The following is a 20,809-nucleotide window of genomic DNA, read 5'->3' as shown; positions in this document are numbered from 1 at the left end:
CTCACCGGACCCGGACGCGGTCGCGGGCGAGCTCCAAGAGCCGGCCGAGGACGGCCTCCTCCTGGTCGGCGACGGCGTGCAGCCGGGCGGCGGCCTCCTCCAGGTGCGTGACGCGGTCCGGCGCCCCGGTGTGCGCGGCGAGGTGGTCGACGAGCTCCGTCCACGACGCCACGACGGCCTCGAACGCGGAGACGGCGGCCGGCAGGTCCGGGTCGCCGGTGAGGTCCCGCGCCTCGCCGAGGAACGCGGCGTACAGACCGCGGAAGTTGGTGCCGCCCGTCCCCGCGTACCGCCAGAACCGCGCCACCTCCGGGTAGGTCTGCGCGTCGCGCGGCGGCCGCCCCCAGCCGGGCAGCTCCTCGGCGGCCCGGCGCAGGGCCGCGATCCCCCGGTCCGCGCCGCGCCCGGGGTCCAGGAAGCGGGCGGCGGCGCCCTGGACGGCGGGCCAGAGCAGCGGGACGAGGTCCGCCGCGCCGACCCTCAGCGCGCCCGGGCCGGCCTCCAGGTGCCAGTGCTGCCGCGGCGACGGCATGAAGCCCACGGCGGAGGCGCGCGCCCTGGCCAGCGACTCCCGCGGCAGCTCCACCGCGCCGCCCTGCTGGGCGGTGTCGACGACGTACGCGGTGGTGTCGTCGAGCGCGTGCAGGGCGACGCAGTGGGCGGAGAAGTGGTTGCGGGAGGCGAAGTAGTCGAGGTGGAAGATGTCGACGGTTACCCCGACGACCCGGCCCGCCCGCAGCGCCTCGACCGCCCGCGCCTGGGCGGCCGCGTCGTCGGCCTCGCGCAGGCTCGTCAGGCCGAGGCCCAAGGCGGCGCAGGCCCGCTCGGCGATCAGCCCGGGGCCGGTCCGCCCGGTCAGCATCGGGGGCGCGGGGACGCCCGGCAGGGGCGGGAAGTACTGGGCGTCGATCCCCTCCCCCAGGCCGAGGAGCATGGCCTCGGAGAGTTCGGCGCCGGCGTGCCGCAGCATCGTGCCGAGCATCGTCGTCTCGCAGTGCACGCCGGGCTCCGGACGGAGGCCGTCCAGCGCCGCGCTCACGGGGCGGCCCGCCGACCGCGCCGCGCTCACCGGGCGCCGCCGGCGAGCACCTGGTGATAGCTCTGCAGGTCGAGCAGGCCCGAACCGCTGGCCAGGACCACGATCACCGGTTCGCCGCCGGTTTGGTCGGCCCGGGCCGCGACGTCGACGGCGGCGGCCAGCGCGTGGGTGGTCTCCGGCGCGAGCAGCAGTCCCTCGGTCCGCAGGACCAGCAGGCCCGCCTCCAGGGCGCTCCGCTCCTCCACGGCCACCGCGTCGAGCCACCGGTGGTGCCGCAGCAGGCTGACGGCCGCTGAGCTGTGATGGTTGCGCAGCCCGGCGGTGTGCACCGGGGGCGGGACGAAGTCGGGGCCCATGGAGTAGCCGAGGACCTCCGGGGTGAGCCCGGCGAGGTCGGAGCGTCCGTAGCGGTAGCTGCCCGCCGTCAGCCGGGGGGCCGCGGTGGACTCGGCGGCCAGCAGCCGCAGTTCGCGGCTCCCGTCGCCGACCGATGCGAGGAACGGGCCGATGAGCCCGCACAGGTTGCTGCCACCGCCCGAGCAGGCGATGAGATGGTCGCCCCGGCCGGGGACGCCGACCGGCTCGTCCAGCGCCTCCAGCTGGGCCTGGACCTCCAGGCCCAGCAGGGTCTGGTGCAGGTACACGTGCGGCACGCCGCTGCCGGACAGGTAGGCCGCCGCGGGGCCGAGGTCGAGGGTGTGCCGGATCGCGTCGCTGATAGCCGTGCCCAGGCTCCCGGGGTGGTCGGGGACGCGCGCGAGCAGCTCCCGGCCGACGGAGGTGTCCGGCGACGGCGAGGCGCGGACGGTGGCGCCGAGCAGCTCCATGTAGTGGCGGCGGTAGGGCTTCTGGTCGAGCGAGCAGCGGACCATGAAGACCTCGCTGTCGAGGCCGTGCAGCGCGGCGGCGAGGGCGACGCTCATCCCCCACTGGCCGGCGCCGGTCTCGGTGACCAGCGTGGTGCGGCCCTCCTCGGCCGCGTAGTGGGCCTGTGCGATCGCCGAGTTCAGTTTGAAACTGCCGGTCGGCAGGACGTCCTCGCGCTTGAGGTAGATCCGGGCCCGGGTGCCCAGTGCGGACTCCAGCGAGCGCGCCCGGTGCAGCGGCGTCGGCCGGCCGATCCGGCGCAGCAGGTCGGCGACCGGCTCGGGGATCGGCACCCACCGCTCGGCGGGCCGGTCCTGCTCCAGCAGCGCCTTGGGGCGCACCTGGCGGGCGATGTCGGCGGCCGACGGCGACGACTCGTCCCGGACCGGCGGCAGCGGGACGGGGAGGTCCGGCAGGAAGTCGTACCACCGCGCCGGCAGCTCGACCGGAGCGGATGTGAGGTGTTCGGCGGATTCCGCGGCGAGACGCGCACGCGTATTGCTCGACATGTTCCCCCCGAGAACCGGATGCCGGAATGCCGGAATGCCGAACACGATCACAGAGCGGCTAACGCACCGTCAAGAGGGAGTGAGTAATTCCGTTAGACCGACCTCCGACGGCATGATCCAATTCGATCCCTTCAACTGGCATTTGCAGCGCAGCCCAGAGTGGGTGCAAGGCCTCTTGGAAACCCTTTCGGAAACCTAAAATATTCTTCCCGCGGAATAGCCAATTCCGCTCGGTTACCGAAAGCAGCTACCCGGAACAGAGAAACAGAAGAGGTACTTCAATACTCAATCAAACAGCCGGACCCCGCCTCACCGCGCAGGGTCCGTGGCATGATCACCTTGTGTCCGGGTTCATCCGGTGAGGCAGAGGGCGGTCAGGGCCTTCGGTAGTCGCGGGCGGCACGGCGTAGGGCGGCGGCGATGCCGGCCTGTCCGTCCTGGCGGTGGATGCCGATTGCGAGGTTGCGGAGTCCGGCCATGATGCGGGGCAGGCGGCCCGTGCGGATCTTGGAGTGGTCCTCGCGGAAGGTGCGGTCACGACGTGGCGGAGAAGGCCTTCGATCTTCCAGTGGCCCCTGGGCTGGTCCCGGGTCAATTTCAGCAGGCGCTGAAGACGCGTGCCAGCCTTGCGCAGGTCGGCCTCGGGAACCTTCGCCGCGGCGGGGACGGGGCACGGCCGGGTGCGGCGGGCCCGGAACCCGGGCGAGGAGAGGGGGCGCGCGCTGCGGGCGCCTCGGCGGTTCGCCCGGCTTTCGCTCCGCCCGTGCTCCGCTTCCCCGTGGCGCAGCCTGGGGCTTCGGCGTTCCGTGCGGGCGGCGGCCCCTCGGCAACGGTGGCGCCCGCGTGCACCGGCGTCACGACGCCTTCCGCGGATGCGGCAGCGTACGAGGCAGCGCCGTCACTAGGCGGCGGTACGGACTCCGGGGCCGGAACTGGAGCGGGGCGCCCGCCCGTCCTGAACCGCCAGATCACCCCTTCGAACTGCTGCCGCAGCCGCTCGGGATACGGGCCGTACTCCCCGATCGGCAGGTACGACCCGATGAACTCCCACTCCTCGTCCGTCAGTTGCACTCGCGTCATCCACCAAGACCTACCCGCCCAGGCCCCGCCACGACAGCGAATCGCACAGATTGGTCACAACCGAATACACGCCTTAGCACACCAGTGAGCCAGGTGCAGCGAATTGCGAATTTCAGCCACTGATTACCATAGTAAGGCGGATTTTCACCTCTTGTACGATCTCGCCACCCGTAGGACGATGACGGACCCATCACGCGCTTTCCGGGCGTCGGTGGCTTGATCGACTATGAGGAGGGCATCGTCGATGACCAACCTGACCGAAGCTGATCTCGCCACGCTCGGGGATTCGCCGATCACCATCAGGTCGGCACATTTCGAGAACATTCACCTGCGCATGGACGGCAGCGGAGTAACCAACCAGACCGGCAACGGTGGTGGGACGGTGAACTGCTCACCCAGCGTGGGATCCTGCGAGGCGTTCAGATTATGGCGCCAGGGCGACGGGTCGTATTCCGTGGAGTCGGTGGCATTTCCGAATGTCTACCTGCGCATGACGGCCCCGGGGTTCACCGCCCCCACCAATCAGGGCGGCGGGCTCGTGAACTGCCAGTTCAACGCCAGGGGCGGCTCGGACGAGAAGTTCCGGCTGCACCAGCAGCCGGACGGATCGTTCTCGTTCGAATCCACATCCTTCGCGAAGACCTTTATGCGCATGGATGGTTCCGGAGTGGCCGCCGGGCCCGGTGGGACGGTCAACTGCCAGATCGGCACGACCACCGGAGGCGGCCTCTACGAGAAGTTCTTCCTCTCGAAGGTCGACCAACAGGTGGTCGGCTTCCAAGGCCAGCACCAGCAGCGGACCAACTGGTGCTGGGACGCGTGCTCGGTCAGCGTCGAGCGCTACTATCGCCCGCAGTCGGACTGGACCCAGTGCAGGCTGGCCACCGCACTGGCCATCGACCGCGGCAACGCGGGTGCCCAATGCTGTCCGGCGCCGGCGATGCCAGGGAGCGGTGGCGGTGTCTGCAACCAGGGCTCGTGGCCGGACCGACCCATGGCGTTGATGGGCCTCAGGCATCGGGTGCTCAATCGCCCGTTGACGGCCGCCGAGGTGAGAGCGCAGGTGACACAGAACCGGCCGATCCTCGTGGATCTGCACTGGAGGGTGAATGGCGCTCTCCGGCCGGGGCATATCGTCATCATCTACGGCTACCAGTCCGTCGGCGGAGTGGATCGCGTCGTCATATACGACCCGGGTAATGGCGGAAGCGTCGAGAATTACGCCTATGCCGACTTCTGCGTGCGGTACTCCGGCAACGGAGAATGGGTCAACAGCTATACCACCGAGCCTTAAGGGGACCGTCATGCCACTGAACATGCCTGACCCGCCGGCACGGACGCGAGACAAGACGCGCTCGACGCTCGGCGTGGTAGCCAGAGGTCGCGGGGCCGGCCTGCAGAAACTGGACGCGGCCCGCGTGGAGGACCTGGAACTGTCAACACCGCACCAGGTGTTCGTCATGGGCCCCGACGCCGCCGAGGTCGGCAGCGGTCTGGACCGCGCCCGTCCGACCGGCTGGCGCTTCCTGGTGGAGTCCGGGGGCGAAGTGATCGCCAGCGCCGAGAGCCCTGAGGGCCCGGACCAGCCGGAGGGAGTCGGGGCACCGTCCTTCAGCGAGGGGCAGATCGTGGCGTCCACCGCGGCGGCGGTGAAAGCGGCGCGAGCGTTGCCGCAGCTCGCGAAAGCCGGATTCGAACTGCGGCTGCTTCGGATCCCGGCGATGTATCAGAACGCGCTGTGGTTGCATTCGCCCCATGCCGACCTGCTGATTCCGCTGGAGCCGTCACCGATCGGGGATGTGGGCAAAGTCGTCCCGCCTCCGGTGTTCTTCCGGAAGCTGGCCGAGTACGCCCGTGACTGGAACCCGCTGGGGGCACAGCCCCATGGCGGCAGCGGAGGCGACCACAACTAATACTCCAGCTGTAGATCGTGATCTTGCTGGTCGGGGCCGGTGCGGAGACGGGTGCGGCCACCGTTGATCATCGTGACTTGTGTGGAGTAGCGATGAGACGGTGGCCGCAGGTCACAGCATAGATCCCGTCCGTTGCGGGAGGCGTTCGAGGTGGCCATGGGCCGGATCGCGGGCCGGTTCGCCCGGGCCGAACCACGGCTGCGGGCCGGGCGGTTGGTGCTGGGTTCGCATCGGACCTGCCGCGCAAGAACTGCTGGACGAGCGCGGAATGGGCCGGGGAGAGCAGCCCGCACGGCATGCAGCATCTGCTGTGCCGGGCCGTCTGGGATGCCGACGCGGTCCGTGATGACGTGCGCGAATACGTCGTCGAGCACCTGTACGACGATGCCGCGGTCCTGGTTGTCGACGAGACCGGCGACGTGCAGAAGGGCACCCACACGGTCGGGGTCCAGCGCCAGTACACCGGAACGGCTGGACGGATCGAGAACTCCCAGGTCGTGGTCTACCTCGTATACGCGGGATGCGCGGGCACGCGGCGGCGGACCGGAAGCTGTACATCCCTCGCTCCTGGACGTGCGACCCGGACCGCTGCCGGGCGGCCGGACTCGGCGAGGACACCGTCGGACAAGTCGGTTGCGTACGGCACCCGTTGCATGCCCACGAGCCCAACATGCACACGACAGGATGCCCATGTGGAACCGCCCCATCACCAATGAACGGGCGACACCACATCATCAGGAACGGGACTTGACGCCCTCTTACGCCTATGGAGCAGAACCCGCACGCCGGCTCTCACTTGGTAGCGGATCGACGCTGGGCTCCCAGTGAAGGACATGCGCCACTCGCTACGAGAAGACCGCACCCTTCTACCTGACCCGAACTCCGCCTGGTGGGCATCTTCTCTGGTCCGCCCGATGATCGAACGACGCCATCGTCGGCGAAGAACAGTGTCCGTTGCGGTGAGACTCTCGGCGTCCTCTCACACAACGCTCACGGTGCTGCCAGGCGGCCCGGTTAGCGTGCGGCGCATGTTCTTCACCTATCTGCGCCGTGAGCTGCGCCGCCGGAGAAAGTCGGCGCTCGTCGTCGCTTCCGGCCTGGCTCTCGGTATTGCTCTTGTCATCGTGGTCAACGCAGTCTCCACCGGCATGGGGAGGGCCCAGGAACAAGTCCTGGAATCCCTCTACGGGCTCGGTACCGACATGACCGTCACCAAGGCCCCGGAGCCGCCGTCGGAGACCGGTGGCGAGCGGCCGCGGTTCCGCTTCGACGCAGGTGGCGACGGGGAAGATGGTGAGCGGCAGAGCAGTGACCGGGTCATGGTGCAGGGCCTGCAGACTCTGGACGCCGCTACGGTCTCGTCCGTGGCGAAGGCGGACGGTGTGGCGGACGCCGTGGGCGGGCTCAGCCTCAATGTGGTGAAGGTCGACGGTGAGTTCAGCCGCGGCCAGTTCCAGCAGCGGCCGGACGCTGGGCGGGGCGGCGGCTCGGATGGTGAGGTGACGGGCGGCGGTGCCGACTTCTCCATCGACAGTTTCACCGTGTACGGCACCGACGTCGCGCATCCGGGGATGGGCCCGCTGTCCTCCTCGGAGATCACCGACGGGCGCGGCTTCGAGACGTCGGAGACGTCGGAAAAGATGGCTGTGGTGGACAGCGCCTACGCCCAGGAGAAGAAGCTCACCACCGGTGACACGGTGACGGTGAGCGACACGAAGTTCGAGATCGTCGGCGTGGCCACCGCGACCAGCGGGGAGGCCGCCGCCAACGTCTACCTGCCGCTCGCCCAGGCGCAGGCCCTGGCCGATGCCAAGGACAAGATCACCACCGTCTACGTGCAGGCCAATGACACCCAGCAGCTCGGGGCGGTGGAGTCCGCGGTTCTCAAGGCGGTTCCGGACGCCACTGTGACCACGTCCGAGGATCTGGCGGACACCGTCTCGGGGTCCTTGTCCACCGCGTCCGGCCTCGCCGAGACGGTGGGCCGCTGGCTGTCCGTGGTGGTCCTGACGGCGGCGTTCCTGGTCGCCGGCCTGCTCACCTCGTCCGCCGTCGCCCGGCGCGTGAGGGAGTTCGGCACCCTCAAGGCACTGGGGTGGCGCTCGCGCCGGGTCACCGGGCAGGTCGTCGGTGAGGCCGTCGTGACGGGCCTGGCCGGTGGCGCCATGGGCATCGGGCTGGGCCTGGCCGGTGCGTGGGCGGTCACCGCCTTCGGGCCCTCGCTCTCCGCTGAGCTGGGCGCTTCCGACGGCGGCATGCGCGGCCCAGGGGGCGGTGGCGGCATGGGCGGTGGCCCCGGCGGCGCCGCACAGGAGACCGCCGCGCGGACGCTGGATGTGGTCCTCTCCGCACCGGTCAGCCTCTCCGTGATCGTCCTGGCCGTCGGCCTCGCTGTTGCGGGCGGCCTCGTCGCCGGGGCCTTCGGCGGGTGGCGTGCCTCCCGGCTCCGCCCCGCCGACGCCCTCTCCCGCGTCGCCTGACCCGTTCTCGTCCCTCTCCGCAGGAGCAACCACACCATGTACGAACTCACCGGCGTCACCCGGCGCTACACCCGCGGCAAGGGCGTCGTCAACGCGCTCGCCGGAGTGGACCTCACCATCACCGCAGGCGACTACCTGGTCATCAAGGGCCCCACCGGAGGCGGCAAGTCGACCCTCCTTCAGATGCTCGGCGGCCTGGACCGGCCGACCTCCGGCAGTGTGCTGCTCGACGGTGCCGACCTGGCGAAGCTGCCCGAGGCCCGTCTGACCCGCCTGCGCAGCGAGAAGATCGGCTTCGTCTTCCAGAGCTTCAACCTCATCCCCACTCTCACCGCCCAGGAGAACGTCGAGGCAGCCCTCGTACCGCTGGGCGTCAAGGCGAAGGAGCGGCGCGCACTGGCCGCCGAGGCCCTCACTTCGGTGGGGCTGGGAGAGCGGCTGGGCCACGTGCCGGGCGAGCTGTCCGGCGGCCAGCAGCAGCGGGTGGCCATCGCCCGGGCCCTGGTCAAGAAGCCGCAGGTTCTGCTCGCGGACGAGCCCACGGGCAACCTCGACGAGTCCACCCGCGACGAGATCATGGACGTCCTGCAGACCCGCTGCAAGGAGGATGGACTCACCTTCATCATGGTCACGCACGACTCCCACCTGGCCAAGCACGCCCCGCGAGCGGTCACGCTCCGCAAGGGCGCCCTGTCCTCGTCCTGACCCGCCCCCGCCCCCGCCCCCGCCCCCGCCCCCGCCCCCGCCCCCGCCCCCGCCCCCGCCCCCGCCAGGAGGCTATCCCGCGCCGGGCCCGGTGCGGGATAGCCTCCTGGCGGGGGCGGCGGATGCCGGGGCCTTGTGAGAGAACGGATCGTAGTGCTGACATGACCGAGCGGACCGACAAGAAGCGGCAGCATCGGCTTCTCGTCGTCGAGGACGAGCCCAGCATCCGCACGCTGCTCGAATCGACGCTGAGTCTCACCGGCTACCACGTGCGGAGCACCGGCACGGGGGCCGCCGCGCTGGCCGAGGCCGCGCGCTTGCAGCCCGACCTGATCCTGCTGGACATCATGCTGCCCGACCTTGACGGCTACGAGGTGACGCGCCGGCTGCGCGCGGTCGGCAACCTGGTGCCCGTTCTGCTCCTCACCGCCCGCACCGGCGTGGACGACCGCATCCAGGGGCTGAGCCTGGGCGCCGACGACTATGTCTCCAAGCCCTTCAACATCGAGGAGGTGCTCCTCCGCATCCAGGCCATCCTGCGGCGAACCCTGGGTTCAGGCGCCCTGCTGCCTGACACCATCGTGCGCTGCGCCGACCTCGAACTCGACGAGAGGGCACACGAGGTACACCGGGCCGGCCAGTACGTACAGCTCTCGCCGACCGAGTTCAAGCTGCTGTCCTACCTCATGGACAACGCCGGCCGGGTCGTGAGCAAAGCCCAGATCCTCGACCATGTGTGGCATTACGACTTCGCGGGCGACACCCGCGTGGTCGAGACCTACATCAAGTACCTGCGGAAAAAGATCGACCGCTTCGACCCACCGCTCATCCACACCGTCCGCGGCGTGGGCTACAGCCTGCGGGTACCGCGCACCAGCCACGGGACAGCAGAGCTTTGACCGGCCTCCGCGCCCCCCGCTCGCTGCGCCGGCGTCTCGTCCTCGGAGTCACCGTACTGGCCACTCTGGCCGTGCTGGCCGCCGAGCTCATCGGCTTCCTCGTCCTGCGGTCCTGGCTCCTCGACGGCGTCGACCAAAGGCTCGCCGACTTCCGGCCCACGCCCGCCTCCGCCTTCCTCGACACACGCCGCCCCCACCGGCCGGAACCCGAGGCGCTGCCCTCGGACTTCCGCGTCTACTTCTACGACGCCAGCGGCAACCGCCTGCCCCAGAAACTCGGCACGGACGACAAGCCCGGCCCCCAGCTCCCCGACAGCATCGACCGCCTGCCCACCGAAGGCAGCCCGACCTCGGTGGCGGCCGACACCGGAGACGGAAACTGGCGCGTCCTGCGCCGGGACGGACCACGCGACCTGACCGCCGTCATCGCCCTGCCGCTCGACACCGTGGACGGAGCCACGTCCAAGATCCTCTGGCTCAACGGCCTGCTGCTCATCATTACCGTGGTGGCCGTGTGGGTGCTGGGCCGTGAAGTGGTCCGGCTCAGCCTGCTCCCGCTGACCCGGATGGAGCGCACCGCCGAAGCCATCACCGCCGGACAGCTCGACCTGCGGCTGCCGGACACCGACCCGCGCACCGAGATCGGACGGCTCGGCACCGTACTGAACACCATGCTCGACCGACTCCAGCAGGCCCTGCACGAGCGCGAGACCTCCGAGACACGGCTGCGCCGCTTCGTAGCCGACGCCGGACACGAACTGCGCACCCCTCTGACCGCCATCCAAGGATTCGGCCAGCTTGCACTGCGCTCCGACCGCCGCACCACGAAGGAACGGCAGGAAGCCGACCGGCACATCGTCCAGAACGCCCAACGGATGAGCCTGCTCGTCGACGACCTCCAGCTACTCGCCCAACTGGACCGGCACCCCGACTACCAGCAAGAACACGTGGACCTGCTGTCCCTGGCAGCAGACGCGGTGAGCGCAGCAGCCCTGCAGCGACCGGACCACGCCGTGAGCCTGTCCCCCCTACGTGAGCGCACCGCCGACGCCGGGGAGGGGGAGGGGGAACTGGATGTGGTGGAAGTCGTGGGAGACCTCCATCGCCTGCGGCAGATCGTTGAGAACCTGCTGTCGAACGCCCACACCCACACCCCACCCGGCACCCGGATCCAGGTCCGCGTGGGGGCGGGCCGGGCCGGTGCCCGCACCGGTGGCGCAGATGTGCCGGGACGCGTCAGCATGGCACCGCCCTTTCCGGCCGGAACTCGAGTCGCCGTCATCGAGGTCGAGGACGACGGCCCGGGGCTGACGGCCACCGACGCGGCACGCGTGTTCGAGCGCTTCTACCGGGCGGATCCCGCACGCACCCGGACACGAGGCGGCTCCGGACTGGGCCTGGCCATTGCCACCGCCATCGCCGAAGGCCACGGCGGCCGACTCGAACTCGACCCGAGCCACGGCCTCGGCGCCACCTTCCGCCTTGTCCTGCCACTTCCCCTGCGAGCTGATCGTGCCGCCTGAGTAGTGCGACCGACCGCCAGACCGCTCCTGCCGGAGCTGAAAATCTGCCGAGCAGGCCCCGCAGCGGCTCCCGCATGGCGGCCACGAGCTGCTCGTTCGCCACCTGCTCACCCCGGCCGCCAACTGACCCACTGCAGAAACTGGATCAGCCGTTTACTGGACACACCCGCGCGCCCCGCGCCTGCTCGCCGCATGCCGGACCACCGGCCGCAGCACCGCCTCCGCCCGCGGCGCGTCCTGCCGGCCGGCCTCGCTCGCAAGGCCGACTCGGCGCCTCTGCTGGACAAGGAGATCGTCGTGCGGGCGGCGTGCACCAGGGAGAGATGGGCAGGAGGCCGCGCCCCGGCGGCCGCGGGGACGCCCGTACGGGAGCGGCTGCTGCCGGACTCGCGTCCAGGCGGGCGGCCCTGGAGGCCGGTTCAGCCCGTTGTACCGTGCTGGGCGGTGCCGGGCCTCCTGGTCCGAGGCCCGGCACCGCCTCGTCCCTCAGGTGTGGGTGACCTGGAGCTGTTGGCCTCGGTATACGCCCCGGCCTTGAGTGGCCATGTGCGCGCTGGACGTCTGGAAGACGCCGTTGTAGTACACCGCCGTCGACCTGCGCGCCGACGACGTGCGCTCTGGTGCTCGGGAACTTGTTGGACACCTCCCGAAGGCGAGGGTGTGCGTGCCCGTTCGAATCGGTGGCTGCCCGCCATACCTCGAGGTGTGGCGGGCAGAGCTGTTCCGGCCCTGTCAGGGGGCGCTGATTCCGACGTCGTCAGAGCTGAGCGGCTTGTGGACCACGGTGCCGGTGGACAGTTCGTCCGCTCCGACATCGGCCGTTCCACTGCGTGACTGACCGTCCATGTCATCGGCGAGGAAGCTGTAGCTACCCGACGCGGTGTTCACCGCGGGGCTACCGGTGCCGAGGCGGTAGACCTCACCCTGCTTGGCCAGGAGCGGGTTCACGGTGCGGACGCCGGTGGTGATCCCGATGGTGGCGGAACCCGTCGGCCAGCCGATGTTGCCCGCGTACGTCATGTTCTTGGGCGTCTTCAGCTCGTTGAAGAGCTTGCCGGAAGAACCGACGACGATGTTGTCGGCGACCAGGCTGTCGACCGGGGCGAGACTGTAGTTGGCGCCGATCTCGATGTTCGAGACGTTGTTGACGAAGGTGTTGTGCACTGCCGTGGCCCGGTACACCCGCCAGTGCGAGGAGAGCGCGCCTGAGGTGTCGACGTCCCCGCCGTCGAGTTGCAGCGCCGCGTCGTAGCCACTGCCGGTCAGTCCTTCGAAGTGGTTGTTGTAGATCTTGTGGTCCTGGCCGTAGACCCGGACGCCGCCGGTGCCGGTCTTGCCGCCGCCGAAGAAGAAGTTGCCGTGGACCTGGCTGCGGTTGCCGTGGCGCAGGGACACCGAGCCCTGTGATGTCCGGAAGGTGTTGTACCGGACGGTGTTGGCGTTGCTCTTCACGGAGACGATCTCAGGGTCGCCGTCGCAGTTCTCGAAGAGGTTGTTCTCGACCGTGGTGAACCCGTCCGACTTGGAGATCGCACTCCAGCCGACTCGGATCGCTTCCATCTCATTGGTGGCGCGCGGACCGATGTTGCGGAAGTGGTTGTAGTCGATCAGGTCGTACTGCGACTGCTGGGTCGAAGAGCCGTCGATGGTGATGAAGTTGCCGAGCTTGTGCTTCTCCTCGAACAGGTTGTGGTCGATCCGGTTGTGGTGGCTGTTGGCTCCCTGGATGACGATCCACTTCAACGAGCTCGACTCGGTGAGCCGGAAGTGGTGGCGAGTTAACCGAATGTGGTGCGAACTGGCGATCTTCAACGTGTTGCTGTTCGTCCACTTCAGCCCGGAGAACGTCACGTACGACGAGTTGAGAACCTCGAGCTGCCCTCCGGTGATGACCGCCTTGCCTTGTTGGGCGGCCATGATCGTGATGGGTGCGCTGGAGGTGCCGTTCTTGGCGTTGAGCTTGCCGATCGAGTAGGAGCCGTTGGCCAGGACGATCGTTTGGCCGGCTACGGCGTTGGCCATCGCGGTGGTCAACTGCTTCGACGACGAGACGTTGACGGTGGCGGCGTTGGACTGTGGGGCCGAGGTCGTGCTCGGGATGAGCGATGATGTGTCGCCGGTGGAGGCGAGAGCGGGTGCTGCGGTGGTGAGGGCCGTGATCGTGAGCGCCGCGACGGTGATCGCGCCGTAGGTGCTGAGCTTTGTTCTGGGCATGTTTCTTCTCCGCACGGTAGAGATGGGCATGCGATGTCGAGCAACCCAGCACTGGGCAAGAATGCCGTCCAGTGCTGGCAGGACGAGCCTGTGACAGTTGCGCGTCACGGCTATGGGCGCGCCGGCCTGGCGGAGGCCGGATGACAAGAGGTGGCAGTCGGTGGCTCAATCGGTGACGTGCGAACTCGCGGCGCCGACTTGTGTCCGTCGTTTGGCTCAGACTGGATCAGAGAGCGGGGTGTGTGCGTGCGATCGCAAGGCGGAGGCCATGCCGCCCGACGCCGCGGCTGGCATGCGTGCCAGGGCCCGCGAGCCCAGCCTGGTCCGCACGACAGGCACTGGACCACGGTGTCTCCCACCGCGCACGCCGGTGGCTTGTGGGCGGAGATCCGCGCCGCTCGTTGTACCGTGCTGGGTGGTGCCGGGCCTCCTAGTCCGAGGCCCGGCACCCCCCTCTGTCAGGAGTGGTTGACCAGCAGCTTGTAGATGGTCACCTGCCCGTAGTTGGAGCTGCTGCAGGGGGAGGAGTTGCCGCAGTTGGCCTGGGTGTAGCCCCCTGCCTTGAAGTAGTTCCCGGAGGCGGTGTGCGCGATGGTCGTCTGGAGGACGCCGTTGTAGTACGCCTTGATCTGGCCGCCGCTGACGACGAACTTGCCCTCGAAGACCGTGTTCAGCTTGTAGTTGCTGGTCACCAGCTTGTGGTGGGTGTCGTTGCCCTTGGTGATGTAGAGGCTGGTGCCCTCCAGGCGGAAGACCGTCACGTCGTCGTCGCCGTCGTGGATCTGGGCGCCGACCACGTGCGGCTTGTCGTTGGGGAGCTTGTTGAACGCCTCCCTGAAGGTCATGGTGTGGGTGCCGGAGGTGGCCGACCAGGAGGCGTTCTTGGTGCCGTTGTCGGTCATCTCGCGCAGTTCGGAGCGGGCGTAGCTGGAGCCGGACGTCGTGACGCCGTTGACCGCCGACCGGAACTGGACGCCGGTGCACGCGGAGTTCACGGTGAACCAGGGGCTGACGGAGAAGGTCGCGAGCGAGGGCTGCTTGATCTCGGTCGGCGAGCCGCTCGAACCCGTCGGGAGGGTCTCCTTCCAGTTGGTCAGGTTGAGCTGCTGTGCCGGGTAGTCGCACGGTGCGGCGGCGGTGGCGGTGCCCCCCGTGACGAGCGGCAGGGTCAGGGCGGCCAGGGCGGAGAGTGCGGCCACGCCTGTGGTGGCGAGAGTGCGCTTGCGGGTGCGGCTCATGTCTGCTGCTTCCTTACTGTCGGTTGTGACTGTCGGTTGTGACTGTCGTTGCGTGACTGTCGTGCGTGTCGGGGCCTTCTTCTGCGGTCAGCAGGGACGCGACGGTTCGTACTCGTTGCCGTACGTGCCCGTCGCGTCGCCGCCGGTGTTGCCGGCCAGGGTGTTTCCGCACACCCGGCCCTGCGGGGTGGCCTCGAACTTGATGCCCCCCGCAGAGTTGGAGAGGAGGACGTTGTCCTCGATGGTGTTGCCGGTGCCGTCCGCGGGGGTGTCGCCGCCGACCCGGACTCCGGCGCCGGCGTTGTCGTACGAGCGGTTGGCGCGGAACGTGTTGCCGCTGCCGCGTGCGTCCAGGCCCGCGGAGTTGGGGTCGCGCTGGCCCGTGCAGTCGTTGCGTTCGACGAGGTTCGCGGTGGAGTTCTCCTTGATGTCCACGCACTCGTTGCCCTGGGTGTCGATCCGGTTGTGGTGGATCCAGTTGTCCCGGCTGACGTCCGGCCGGTCGTCCGGGGCGCCGTTGAGCCCTTGCTGCTCGGGGGCCGTGCCGAGGTAGATGCCCTCGCCGACCTTGCCGCCGTCGGCGAAGCGGAAGTCCCATACCCCGCATCCGGTGATCCGGTTGTGGGCGACCTCGGCGCCGGTGACGAGGTAGCGCAGCCGTACGCACTCCTCGCCGGCGTTGCGGAAGGTCATCCGGGTGACGCGCAGGCCGTCGACACCGTCCCCGGGTGTCATGCTCATGACATACAGCAGCTTCTTGCGGTAGGCGGACTTCTCGGCGGCGTCGCCGATCAGGCCGTCGATGGTGAAACCGGTCAGCCGGACGCGGTCGTGCTGGATCTCCCCGATGGCACGGCCCGCACCGGATCCCTGGACCACGGCGGACGGGGGTCCGGTGAGGGTGACGCCGGGACTCCGGCTGACGAAGTCCTCCAGGTAGCGCCCTGGTGCCAGGTGCACGGTCGATCCGGGGCCGGCCACGTCCAGGGCCCGCTGGATGCCTGCGAAGGGAGCTTGGCGGGTGCCGGGGTTGGTGTCGCTGCCGCGCGGTGAGACGTAGATGTCGTGTCCGCCCCGGGGTGCGGCGGCGGATGCCGCGGGCGCAGACGTCCCTGTGACGGCTAAGAGAGCGGCTGCCGAAGCGATGTACCGGATGAGTCTCATGCTGGTTTCCTCGGGTTCATGGGTGCGGACAGGGACAGGGCCAGGAGGAGGGGAACGGTGGGCCCGAGCAGCAGGGGGCCGAGGGGAACGGGCAGCATCGCCGGCGGCACGAGCAGCAGGGCCAGTAGCAGAACCAGGCTGCGTCGCGGCGAGGCGAAGGCGAGGACGGCCGCGCGGCGGCGGAACCCGTCGTCGGTGCCGGCCGCGGCTGAGGCGGCGAGCGACAGCGCGTAGACCGCCAGGGCGGCCAGCAGGGCGAACTGGACGGGGAGCAGGACCCATGCGGTCGCACTTCCCCGGCCCAGCAGGAAGAGGCAGTTCGTCGCCAGGACGGCGATCAGGGCGCTGGCCGCGAGTGCTTCCTTCCACAGGGCGTGCCAGCAGCGCGGAAAGGCGCGCAGCGTCCCGGTGAACGGCCGGCCACCGCCGTCCCTGCGCCAGTCCTGCAACGCGGTCGCCGCGGCGGCCAGCGCCGGGAGCCAGGTGACGACGCCGAGTGCCAGCAGGCAGAACGCCGCTCCCGCGAGTGCCGGCTGTGCGACGAACTCCATGGCGCGCAGTGCACCTCGCTCCCAGCCCTTCATGGTGTGCTCCCTACGCGCCGGTGGTGTCGGTGGGCAGTACGCCGGTGAACGGCTCGTCCGACCGGAGCCCCACGGCGCCGTCGATGTCGACGCGGCGTGCCCGGACGGCGGCGACCCGCGTGCCGGAGAGTATGACCGCGGCGGCGTCGGCGCTGACGCGTTCCGTCTCGATGACGCCGGCCCGGGGAGCGAGGAGGACCAGTTCCTTCGCGTCCCCCTGGCCGACGGACACCGCGTGGCCCTGGTCCGAGGTCAGGAGTACGGCCGGCTCCGGCCGCGGATCCAGCGAACCCGTGCTGTCGAGGACGGTCAGGAAGGTGGCCGTGCGGGCCCTGGGAGTGGTGAGGCGCAGGGTGTGCATGGTTTTGCTGACCTTGAGACTGGGGGTGCTGGAGGTCGGGTTCGCCTCCACCTCGGCGCGGTGACGCGTGGCCGCCGCGTCCGTGGGCAGCAGCCGGGTGAGCCGTGCGCTCGCCGGCCCGGACTCCAGTCGCCAGCCGTCGGGCTCCAGTTGTGTCGTGGGCCAGTCGGAGTGCAGCAGATACGTCCACTCGCGCGGCGCCTCGGCCTCGAGCTCGTCGAGGACGACCACGCGCCCCAGAGGCGTCACCACCAGCGTGCGGTCGACGCGCCGCACGCCCAGCCGTTCGGGGAACATCGCCGCGGTCTCCGCCGTGGCGTGGGCGAATCCGTCCTGGGCGAGCACGTCACGCACACGCGCCCGGCGCTCCTCGGGTATCCCCTCGTACACGTGGTAGCGGCCCTCGTCGGCCCAGCCCTCTCCGTCGACCAGGACCAGGTTGTGGTGGGCCGCGCTCTTGTGGTTGCTGTAGCCCTCGTCCACGGCGAGGAAGGCGCCGTGTGAGTGGAGGACGAAGGCGCCGGCGTCGGGGTGGTGGTGGCCCGCGCTCATCGCGTCCCAGCCGCCCGCGGCCTTCAGCCGGTGCCCCTCGTCCCAGGCCCGGTGGCCGCCACCGGGGGCGGCCTTGAAGCTGACGCAGGTCGCGGCGCTGTTCCAGCCGGTGCGCGCGGTGATCTGCCCCAGATCCGGGAAGTACGCGGTGCCGGGCTCCCGGTCCGGTGCCACGGGTGCCACCCGCGGGTCGTACCAGAGCAGTTCGAGGAAGGCTTCGGGCATGACACCGGGACGTACACCCGACTCGTACGCCTCGCGCCAGAAGTGACGCTCCGCCACGAGGTTCCCCAGCCACTGCGCCGTGCCGTCCTGGTAGGCGGAGGCCAGGCGGTAGTAGAGGGCGACGCTGTGGCCGCTGCGCCGGTCGTGGCAGTCGCCGTGGTCGATGTTCTCCTCGAAACCCGGCACGCTCTGGTGCAGGCGCCAGCGCGTGGTGTTGCGCAGGAAACCGCCGACCGACCACAGATCGGACCGCTCCTGGCGCTGGACGAGGTCGGTGTGGATGGCGAGCCACGGCACTCCGTACCGCCAGTAGACGACGCCTTCCGAGTCCGATCCGTCCTCGGGGAGCATCCTGAGAACGGTCTCCAGGTTGGCCCGGGCGGCCTTGGTCCACTCGGAGCGTCCCAGCGCGTAGCCCGCTGTGGCGATACCGGTCCAGCAGATCCAGTTGTGGTTCTGCCAGTACGCGCTCGACCACCAGCGGCCGGTGGTCTCCTCGGCGAAGGAGTGGAGCCGCTCGCCCTGGAGTTCCAGCTTGGCGCGCAGGACCTCACGCCGCTCCGGCTCCAGGTCCTCCCCCAGCCAGGAGTACGCGAGGGAGAGACCGTGCAGCAGCCAGCCCGCGTCCAGGTCGTGGTCGGGCATGTGAGCACGACCCCAGTGGGGGAAGGCAACGCAGGTGGCGATCCAGCGCCACGCCTCCTCCAGGTATCCGCGCTGTCCGGTGAGCCGGTAGGCGAGCGCCAGGTTCGCGGCGGCGGGACCGAAGTACGTGATGCTCGCCTCGGGATGCTCCGTGGGCGGGTTCTGGCGGCGGTACCAGTCGCACTGCTCGTACAGCCTCCGCCACTGGGCGGCGTGCGTGCCGTTCAGCTCGCCGCGCAGTGCGTCGAGTCGTCCCTCGAGAAGCAGCATGCGTTCTCACGCTCCGATGGGATGGGTGGCGACGGTTCCGTCGGCCAGATCGATGTGGACGGTCCGTTCGGACAGGCTCACCCGGCGGACCGGGGGCGCGGTCTCGGCGGACTGGTAGACGGAGACGAACACGGCGCGCCGGCCGGTGAGGGACCAGTCGACGCCCTGCCGGTTCAGCGCCGGATCATCCGCGGGCCCGGGATGAGCGACGACGGTGAACTCCGCCTGCGGGCGCGACGCGTGGCAACCCGTCAGGACCGCGGACTCGCCGTCGCCCCAGACGGTGCGGGAGCGGTCGGGTCCCTGGGCCACGACGTCGAGATCGGTGCCCGGACGCAGCTGGGCGGTGAGCCGGCGCTCGGTGGCTGCCTCGAGGACGAGGATGTCGAGCAGGTAACGCCGGTCGGTGACGACGCGGCGTGTCGCCGTGACTCCGTCGTACGCCTGCTCGCACCGGCCGGTGTCGCCGTCGAGGACGGCGTCGCAGGGTCGCTGTTCCGCCTCGTCGACCCGGAAGGTGGGGTGGGCCGCGGTACTCGCGTAGTACGCGCGCAGTTTCCGGTGGGCGTAGGGGACCTGGCCGGGGTCCGGCTGCCAGGCGGTGCCGTCGTCCGCGTACAGGTAGAGCGACAGCTTGTCCTGGTGCCCGTGTCCTCCGCCGTGCGGTCCGGCGTCCAGCAGGGCGTGGACGCCCGCGGACCGGAAGACCGCGAACCCGGCGTCGGGGAAGGTGCAGCGCGGTGACGGCGTGGGCAGCGGGACGCCGGCGAACCACCCGTCGAGGTCCGCGGGGAGCGCGGCGGCCGAGTCGCGTTCGGCGGCGTGGGCGACGGCCTTCAGCGGGGCGCCCGCGAACAGTTGGGCGGCGAGCGCGGCCACCTCTCTGATCTCGGCCGCCTGTGCCTCGCGCCGGTAGGGGCCGTCGTGCAGGGCCGGCAGGGTGCCGTCCGGAGCGGCGACGCCCGCGAGCGCCGAGACCATGGCGCCCAGTGCCGCCGCGATGTCGTCGGGCAGTTGCTCCGGGCGGGCGCCGCGCAGCGCGAGCAGGTAGGCGTGCAGGACGAACAGGTGGTAGTAGGTGCTTGCCTCCCACTCCCAGCCGTCCCGGTGGACCGCTGTCCGCATGTGGGCGGCCAGCCCGTACTCCTGCGCGAGGCCGATCGCGTCGGGTTCCTCTCCGGCGATCAGATCGGCGGCGCAGCGGCAGGAGATCTCTGCGGCGGCGAGCCAGGCGGTGTAGTTCGAACGGGCCTCTCCCTTCCTCAGGAGCTCGGCCCGCGCTGCTCCGGCCGCTTTCCGGAGCGATTCGAAAAAGGGGACGAGCTCGTTCAGTCCGGGGTCTTCCGGGTCCGCCGCCAGCGTGCGTGCCGCGTGCGCGATGTTGACCGCCCAGATGGCCTCGGTCAGCGCCTGGTGGAAGAGCCGTCCGCGCAGCATCCAGTCGTCACCGCCCGCGTGCGCGCCCGGCAGGCCGGCGTAGAGCTCCGCGTACTGGCGCAGCGCCGCCACGGCCTCGCGGCGTTCGCCGGGCGAGCCGGCGGCCAGGTGCCGCAGGCGCCGGGCGATCTCCTGGTGCGCCAGGACGGTCCACGCGCCCCGAATGGCGTCGGTGTCCAGGCGGCAGCCGTAGCGGCAGGCGGCACCGCCGGCGGGGAAGGCGCCGCCGAGCAGGTCACCGTGGTCGAGTTCCACGCCGTGTGCCGGGCAGACGTAGGCGTGCCACCACCCGCCGGGCTCCTGCGGAACGGTCAGCGCGGCCATGCGCCGCCCCCGATGTCGAAGGTGGCACCGGTGACGTATCCGGCCTCGTCCGAGGCCAGGTAGACGGCCGCGCCCGCGACGTCCTCCACGGTGCCCGCCCGGCCGATGGGCAGCTTCTCGACGATGCCGCGCCGGGCCTCGGGCGCGGTGAACGTGCCGTGGAAGGCGGTCTCGCCGATGTATCCGGGAGCGAGGGCGTTGACCGTGGCCCCGGCACCGCCGATCTCCTTGGCCAGCCCCTTGGCGAAGCCGATCACTCCGGCCTTGGCCGCCGCGTAGGCGGTCGCGCCGGGACCGCCGCCGTCGTGAGCCGCCTGTGAGGCCATGAGGACGATCCGTCCCGCGCGCCCGGATTCCCGCACGTGAGGCAGGGCTGCCCGGCACGTCCGGAAGGCGGAGACGAGGTTGACGTCGATCACGCTGCGGAAGTGTTCGTCGGTCATGTCGGAGACGGGGACCCGTCCGACGAGATGTCCGGCGTTGGCGACGACGATGTCGAGGCCGCCGAGGAAGGTGACGCTCTCGTCGACCAGGCGCTCGACGGCGGTGGAGTCCGTGACGTCCGCGGCGACGGCGGTGGACTTGCGTCCGAGCGAGCTGATGTCGGCCACGACGCGCTGAGCCGACTCGGCGGAGTGGCCGTGGTGGACGATCACGTCGGCGCCCGCCCGGGCCAGGCCGAGCGCGACGGCCGCGCCGATGCCGTGCCCGGCGCCGGTGACGAGCGCACGACGCCCCGTGAGGTCAAAAGGCATGAGGAGTTCTCCGGTTGGTATGTCG

The 20,809-nt window shown here is 70.2% G+C and carries 16 protein-coding genes and 1 pseudogene; 7 read left to right on the top strand and 10 right to left on the bottom strand.

Annotation, left to right across the window (positions count from 1 at the left end; all coding sequences use genetic code 11):
• Position 1: 1 nt before the first annotated feature.
• The 3 genes and pseudogenes from ACIQ1J_RS14755 to ACIQ1J_RS14745 all read right to left on the bottom strand — a co-directional run.
• Complete coding sequence (locus ACIQ1J_RS14755; protein ID WP_403557073.1) at positions 2-1,039, bottom strand: BtrH N-terminal domain-containing protein; 1,038 nt, start codon at positions 1,037-1,039, stop codon at positions 2-4.
• Positions 1,040-1,065: 26 nt separating this feature from the next.
• A complete protein-coding gene (locus ACIQ1J_RS14750; RefSeq protein WP_403557072.1) occupies positions 1,066-2,415 on the bottom strand; it encodes a TrpB-like pyridoxal phosphate-dependent enzyme in 1,350 nt (449 codons plus the stop codon).
• 924 nt (positions 2,416-3,339) lie between these two features.
• Positions 3,340-3,495, bottom strand: a pseudogene (locus ACIQ1J_RS14745) (transposase); the annotation flags it as partial.
• A 244-nt stretch (positions 3,496-3,739) separates the two neighbouring features.
• On the opposite strand from ACIQ1J_RS14745, the gene ACIQ1J_RS14740 reads away from it, so the two are divergent.
• From ACIQ1J_RS14740 to ACIQ1J_RS14710, 7 genes are all read left to right on the top strand, one after another.
• Positions 3,740-4,789, top strand: a complete 1,050-nt coding sequence (locus ACIQ1J_RS14740) for a C39 family peptidase (protein WP_403557071.1) — start codon at positions 3,740-3,742, stop codon at positions 4,787-4,789.
• 10 nt (positions 4,790-4,799) lie between these two features.
• Positions 4,800-5,408, top strand: a complete 609-nt coding sequence (locus ACIQ1J_RS14735; protein WP_403557070.1) for a hypothetical protein — start codon at positions 4,800-4,802, stop codon at positions 5,406-5,408.
• Between the two features lie 122 nt (positions 5,409-5,530).
• Complete coding sequence (locus tag ACIQ1J_RS14730; RefSeq protein ID WP_403557198.1) at positions 5,531-6,124, top strand: transposase; 594 nt, start codon at positions 5,531-5,533, stop codon at positions 6,122-6,124.
• A gap of 312 nt (positions 6,125-6,436) precedes the next feature.
• On the top strand, positions 6,437-7,888 hold the full coding sequence (locus ACIQ1J_RS14725) for an ABC transporter permease (RefSeq protein WP_403557069.1): 1,452 nt from the start codon (positions 6,437-6,439) through the stop codon (positions 7,886-7,888).
• 36 nt (positions 7,889-7,924) lie between these two features.
• Entirely contained in the window at positions 7,925-8,593 is a 669-nt protein-coding gene (locus ACIQ1J_RS14720; protein WP_403557068.1) for an ABC transporter ATP-binding protein, read from the top strand.
• A gap of 161 nt (positions 8,594-8,754) precedes the next feature.
• Positions 8,755-9,492 carry a response regulator transcription factor gene (locus ACIQ1J_RS14715; RefSeq protein ID WP_403557067.1) on the top strand — a complete coding sequence of 246 codons (738 nt, stop codon included), beginning with the start codon at positions 8,755-8,757 and terminating at the stop codon, positions 9,490-9,492.
• Positions 9,489-11,015 carry a sensor histidine kinase gene (locus ACIQ1J_RS14710; protein WP_403557066.1) on the top strand — a complete coding sequence of 509 codons (1,527 nt, stop codon included), beginning with the start codon at positions 9,489-9,491 and terminating at the stop codon, positions 11,013-11,015. Before ACIQ1J_RS14715 ends, ACIQ1J_RS14710 begins: the two co-directional genes overlap by 4 nt.
• Before the next feature lie 732 nt (positions 11,016-11,747).
• Here the strand turns inward: ACIQ1J_RS14710 and ACIQ1J_RS14705 are convergent.
• The 7 genes from ACIQ1J_RS14705 to ACIQ1J_RS14675 all read right to left on the bottom strand — a co-directional run bounded on the left by ACIQ1J_RS14705 (position 11,748) and on the right by ACIQ1J_RS14675 (position 20,784).
• A complete protein-coding gene (locus ACIQ1J_RS14705; protein WP_403557065.1) occupies positions 11,748-13,229 on the bottom strand; it encodes a polysaccharide lyase 6 family protein in 1,482 nt (493 codons plus the stop codon).
• Between the two features lie 458 nt (positions 13,230-13,687).
• Entirely contained in the window at positions 13,688-14,467 is a 780-nt protein-coding gene (locus ACIQ1J_RS14700; RefSeq protein WP_403557064.1) for a polysaccharide lyase family 7 protein, read from the bottom strand.
• A gap of 87 nt (positions 14,468-14,554) precedes the next feature.
• Positions 14,555-15,631 carry a nitrous oxide reductase family maturation protein NosD gene (locus ACIQ1J_RS14695; protein ID WP_403557063.1) on the bottom strand — a complete coding sequence of 359 codons (1,077 nt, stop codon included), beginning with the start codon at positions 15,629-15,631 and terminating at the stop codon, positions 14,555-14,557.
• Positions 15,628-16,215: a hypothetical protein gene (locus ACIQ1J_RS14690; RefSeq protein ID WP_403557062.1), complete on the bottom strand. Its 588-nt coding sequence runs from the start codon at positions 16,213-16,215 to the stop codon at positions 15,628-15,630. The genes ACIQ1J_RS14695 and ACIQ1J_RS14690 overlap by 4 nt, the downstream gene beginning before the upstream one ends.
• Positions 16,216-16,225: 10 nt before the next feature.
• The gene (locus ACIQ1J_RS14685; protein WP_403557061.1) at positions 16,226-18,268 is read right to left on the bottom strand and encodes a hypothetical protein; all 2,043 of its coding nucleotides are present in this window, start codon (positions 18,266-18,268) and stop codon (positions 16,226-16,228) included.
• A gap of 6 nt (positions 18,269-18,274) precedes the next feature.
• A complete protein-coding gene (locus ACIQ1J_RS14680) occupies positions 18,275-20,029 on the bottom strand; it encodes a heparinase II/III family protein (RefSeq protein ID WP_403557060.1) in 1,755 nt (584 codons plus the stop codon).
• Positions 20,017-20,784: an SDR family NAD(P)-dependent oxidoreductase gene (locus tag ACIQ1J_RS14675; RefSeq protein ID WP_403557059.1), complete on the bottom strand. Its 768-nt coding sequence runs from the start codon at positions 20,782-20,784 to the stop codon at positions 20,017-20,019. The genes ACIQ1J_RS14680 and ACIQ1J_RS14675 overlap by 13 nt, the downstream gene beginning before the upstream one ends.
• Positions 20,785-20,809 lie beyond the last annotated feature (25 nt).

It is taken from the genome of Streptomyces sp. NPDC097107 (assembly GCF_044762405.1).
GTDB lineage: Bacteria > Actinomycetota > Actinomycetes > Streptomycetales > Streptomycetaceae > Streptomyces > Streptomyces thinghirensis.
This window is presented reverse-complemented; position numbering and strand designations above follow the sequence as displayed.

What these genes read in the sequence shown, in the direction of transcription:
- ACIQ1J_RS14720 (WP_403557068.1), top strand. Translation starts at nt 7,925, where the DNA reads ATGTACGAACTCACCGGCGTCACCCGGCGCTACACCCGCGGCAAGGGC.
- ACIQ1J_RS14735 (WP_403557070.1), top strand. Translation starts at nt 4,800, where the DNA reads ATGCCACTGAACATGCCTGACCCGCCGGCACGGACGCGAGACAAGACG.
- ACIQ1J_RS14725 (WP_403557069.1), top strand. Translation starts at nt 6,437, where the DNA reads ATGTTCTTCACCTATCTGCGCCGTGAGCTGCGCCGCCGGAGAAAGTCG.
- ACIQ1J_RS14680 (WP_403557060.1), bottom strand. Translation starts at nt 20,029, where the DNA reads ATGGCCGCGCTGACCGTTCCGCAGGAGCCCGGCGGGTGGTGGCACGCC.
- ACIQ1J_RS14685 (WP_403557061.1), bottom strand. Translation starts at nt 18,268, where the DNA reads ATGCTGCTTCTCGAGGGACGACTCGACGCACTGCGCGGCGAGCTGAAC.
- ACIQ1J_RS14705 (WP_403557065.1), bottom strand. Translation starts at nt 13,229, where the DNA reads ATGCCCAGAACAAAGCTCAGCACCTACGGCGCGATCACCGTCGCGGCG.
- ACIQ1J_RS14675 (WP_403557059.1), bottom strand. Translation starts at nt 20,784, where the DNA reads ATGCCTTTTGACCTCACGGGGCGTCGTGCGCTCGTCACCGGCGCCGGG.
- ACIQ1J_RS14750 (WP_403557072.1), bottom strand. Translation starts at nt 2,415, where the DNA reads ATGTCGAGCAATACGCGTGCGCGTCTCGCCGCGGAATCCGCCGAACAC.
- ACIQ1J_RS14700 (WP_403557064.1), bottom strand. Translation starts at nt 14,467, where the DNA reads ATGAGCCGCACCCGCAAGCGCACTCTCGCCACCACAGGCGTGGCCGCA.
- ACIQ1J_RS14715 (WP_403557067.1), top strand. Translation starts at nt 8,755, where the DNA reads ATGACCGAGCGGACCGACAAGAAGCGGCAGCATCGGCTTCTCGTCGTC.
- ACIQ1J_RS14695 (WP_403557063.1), bottom strand. Translation starts at nt 15,631, where the DNA reads ATGAGACTCATCCGGTACATCGCTTCGGCAGCCGCTCTCTTAGCCGTC.
- ACIQ1J_RS14690 (WP_403557062.1), bottom strand. Translation starts at nt 16,215, where the DNA reads ATGAAGGGCTGGGAGCGAGGTGCACTGCGCGCCATGGAGTTCGTCGCA.
- ACIQ1J_RS14740 (WP_403557071.1), top strand. Translation starts at nt 3,740, where the DNA reads ATGACCAACCTGACCGAAGCTGATCTCGCCACGCTCGGGGATTCGCCG.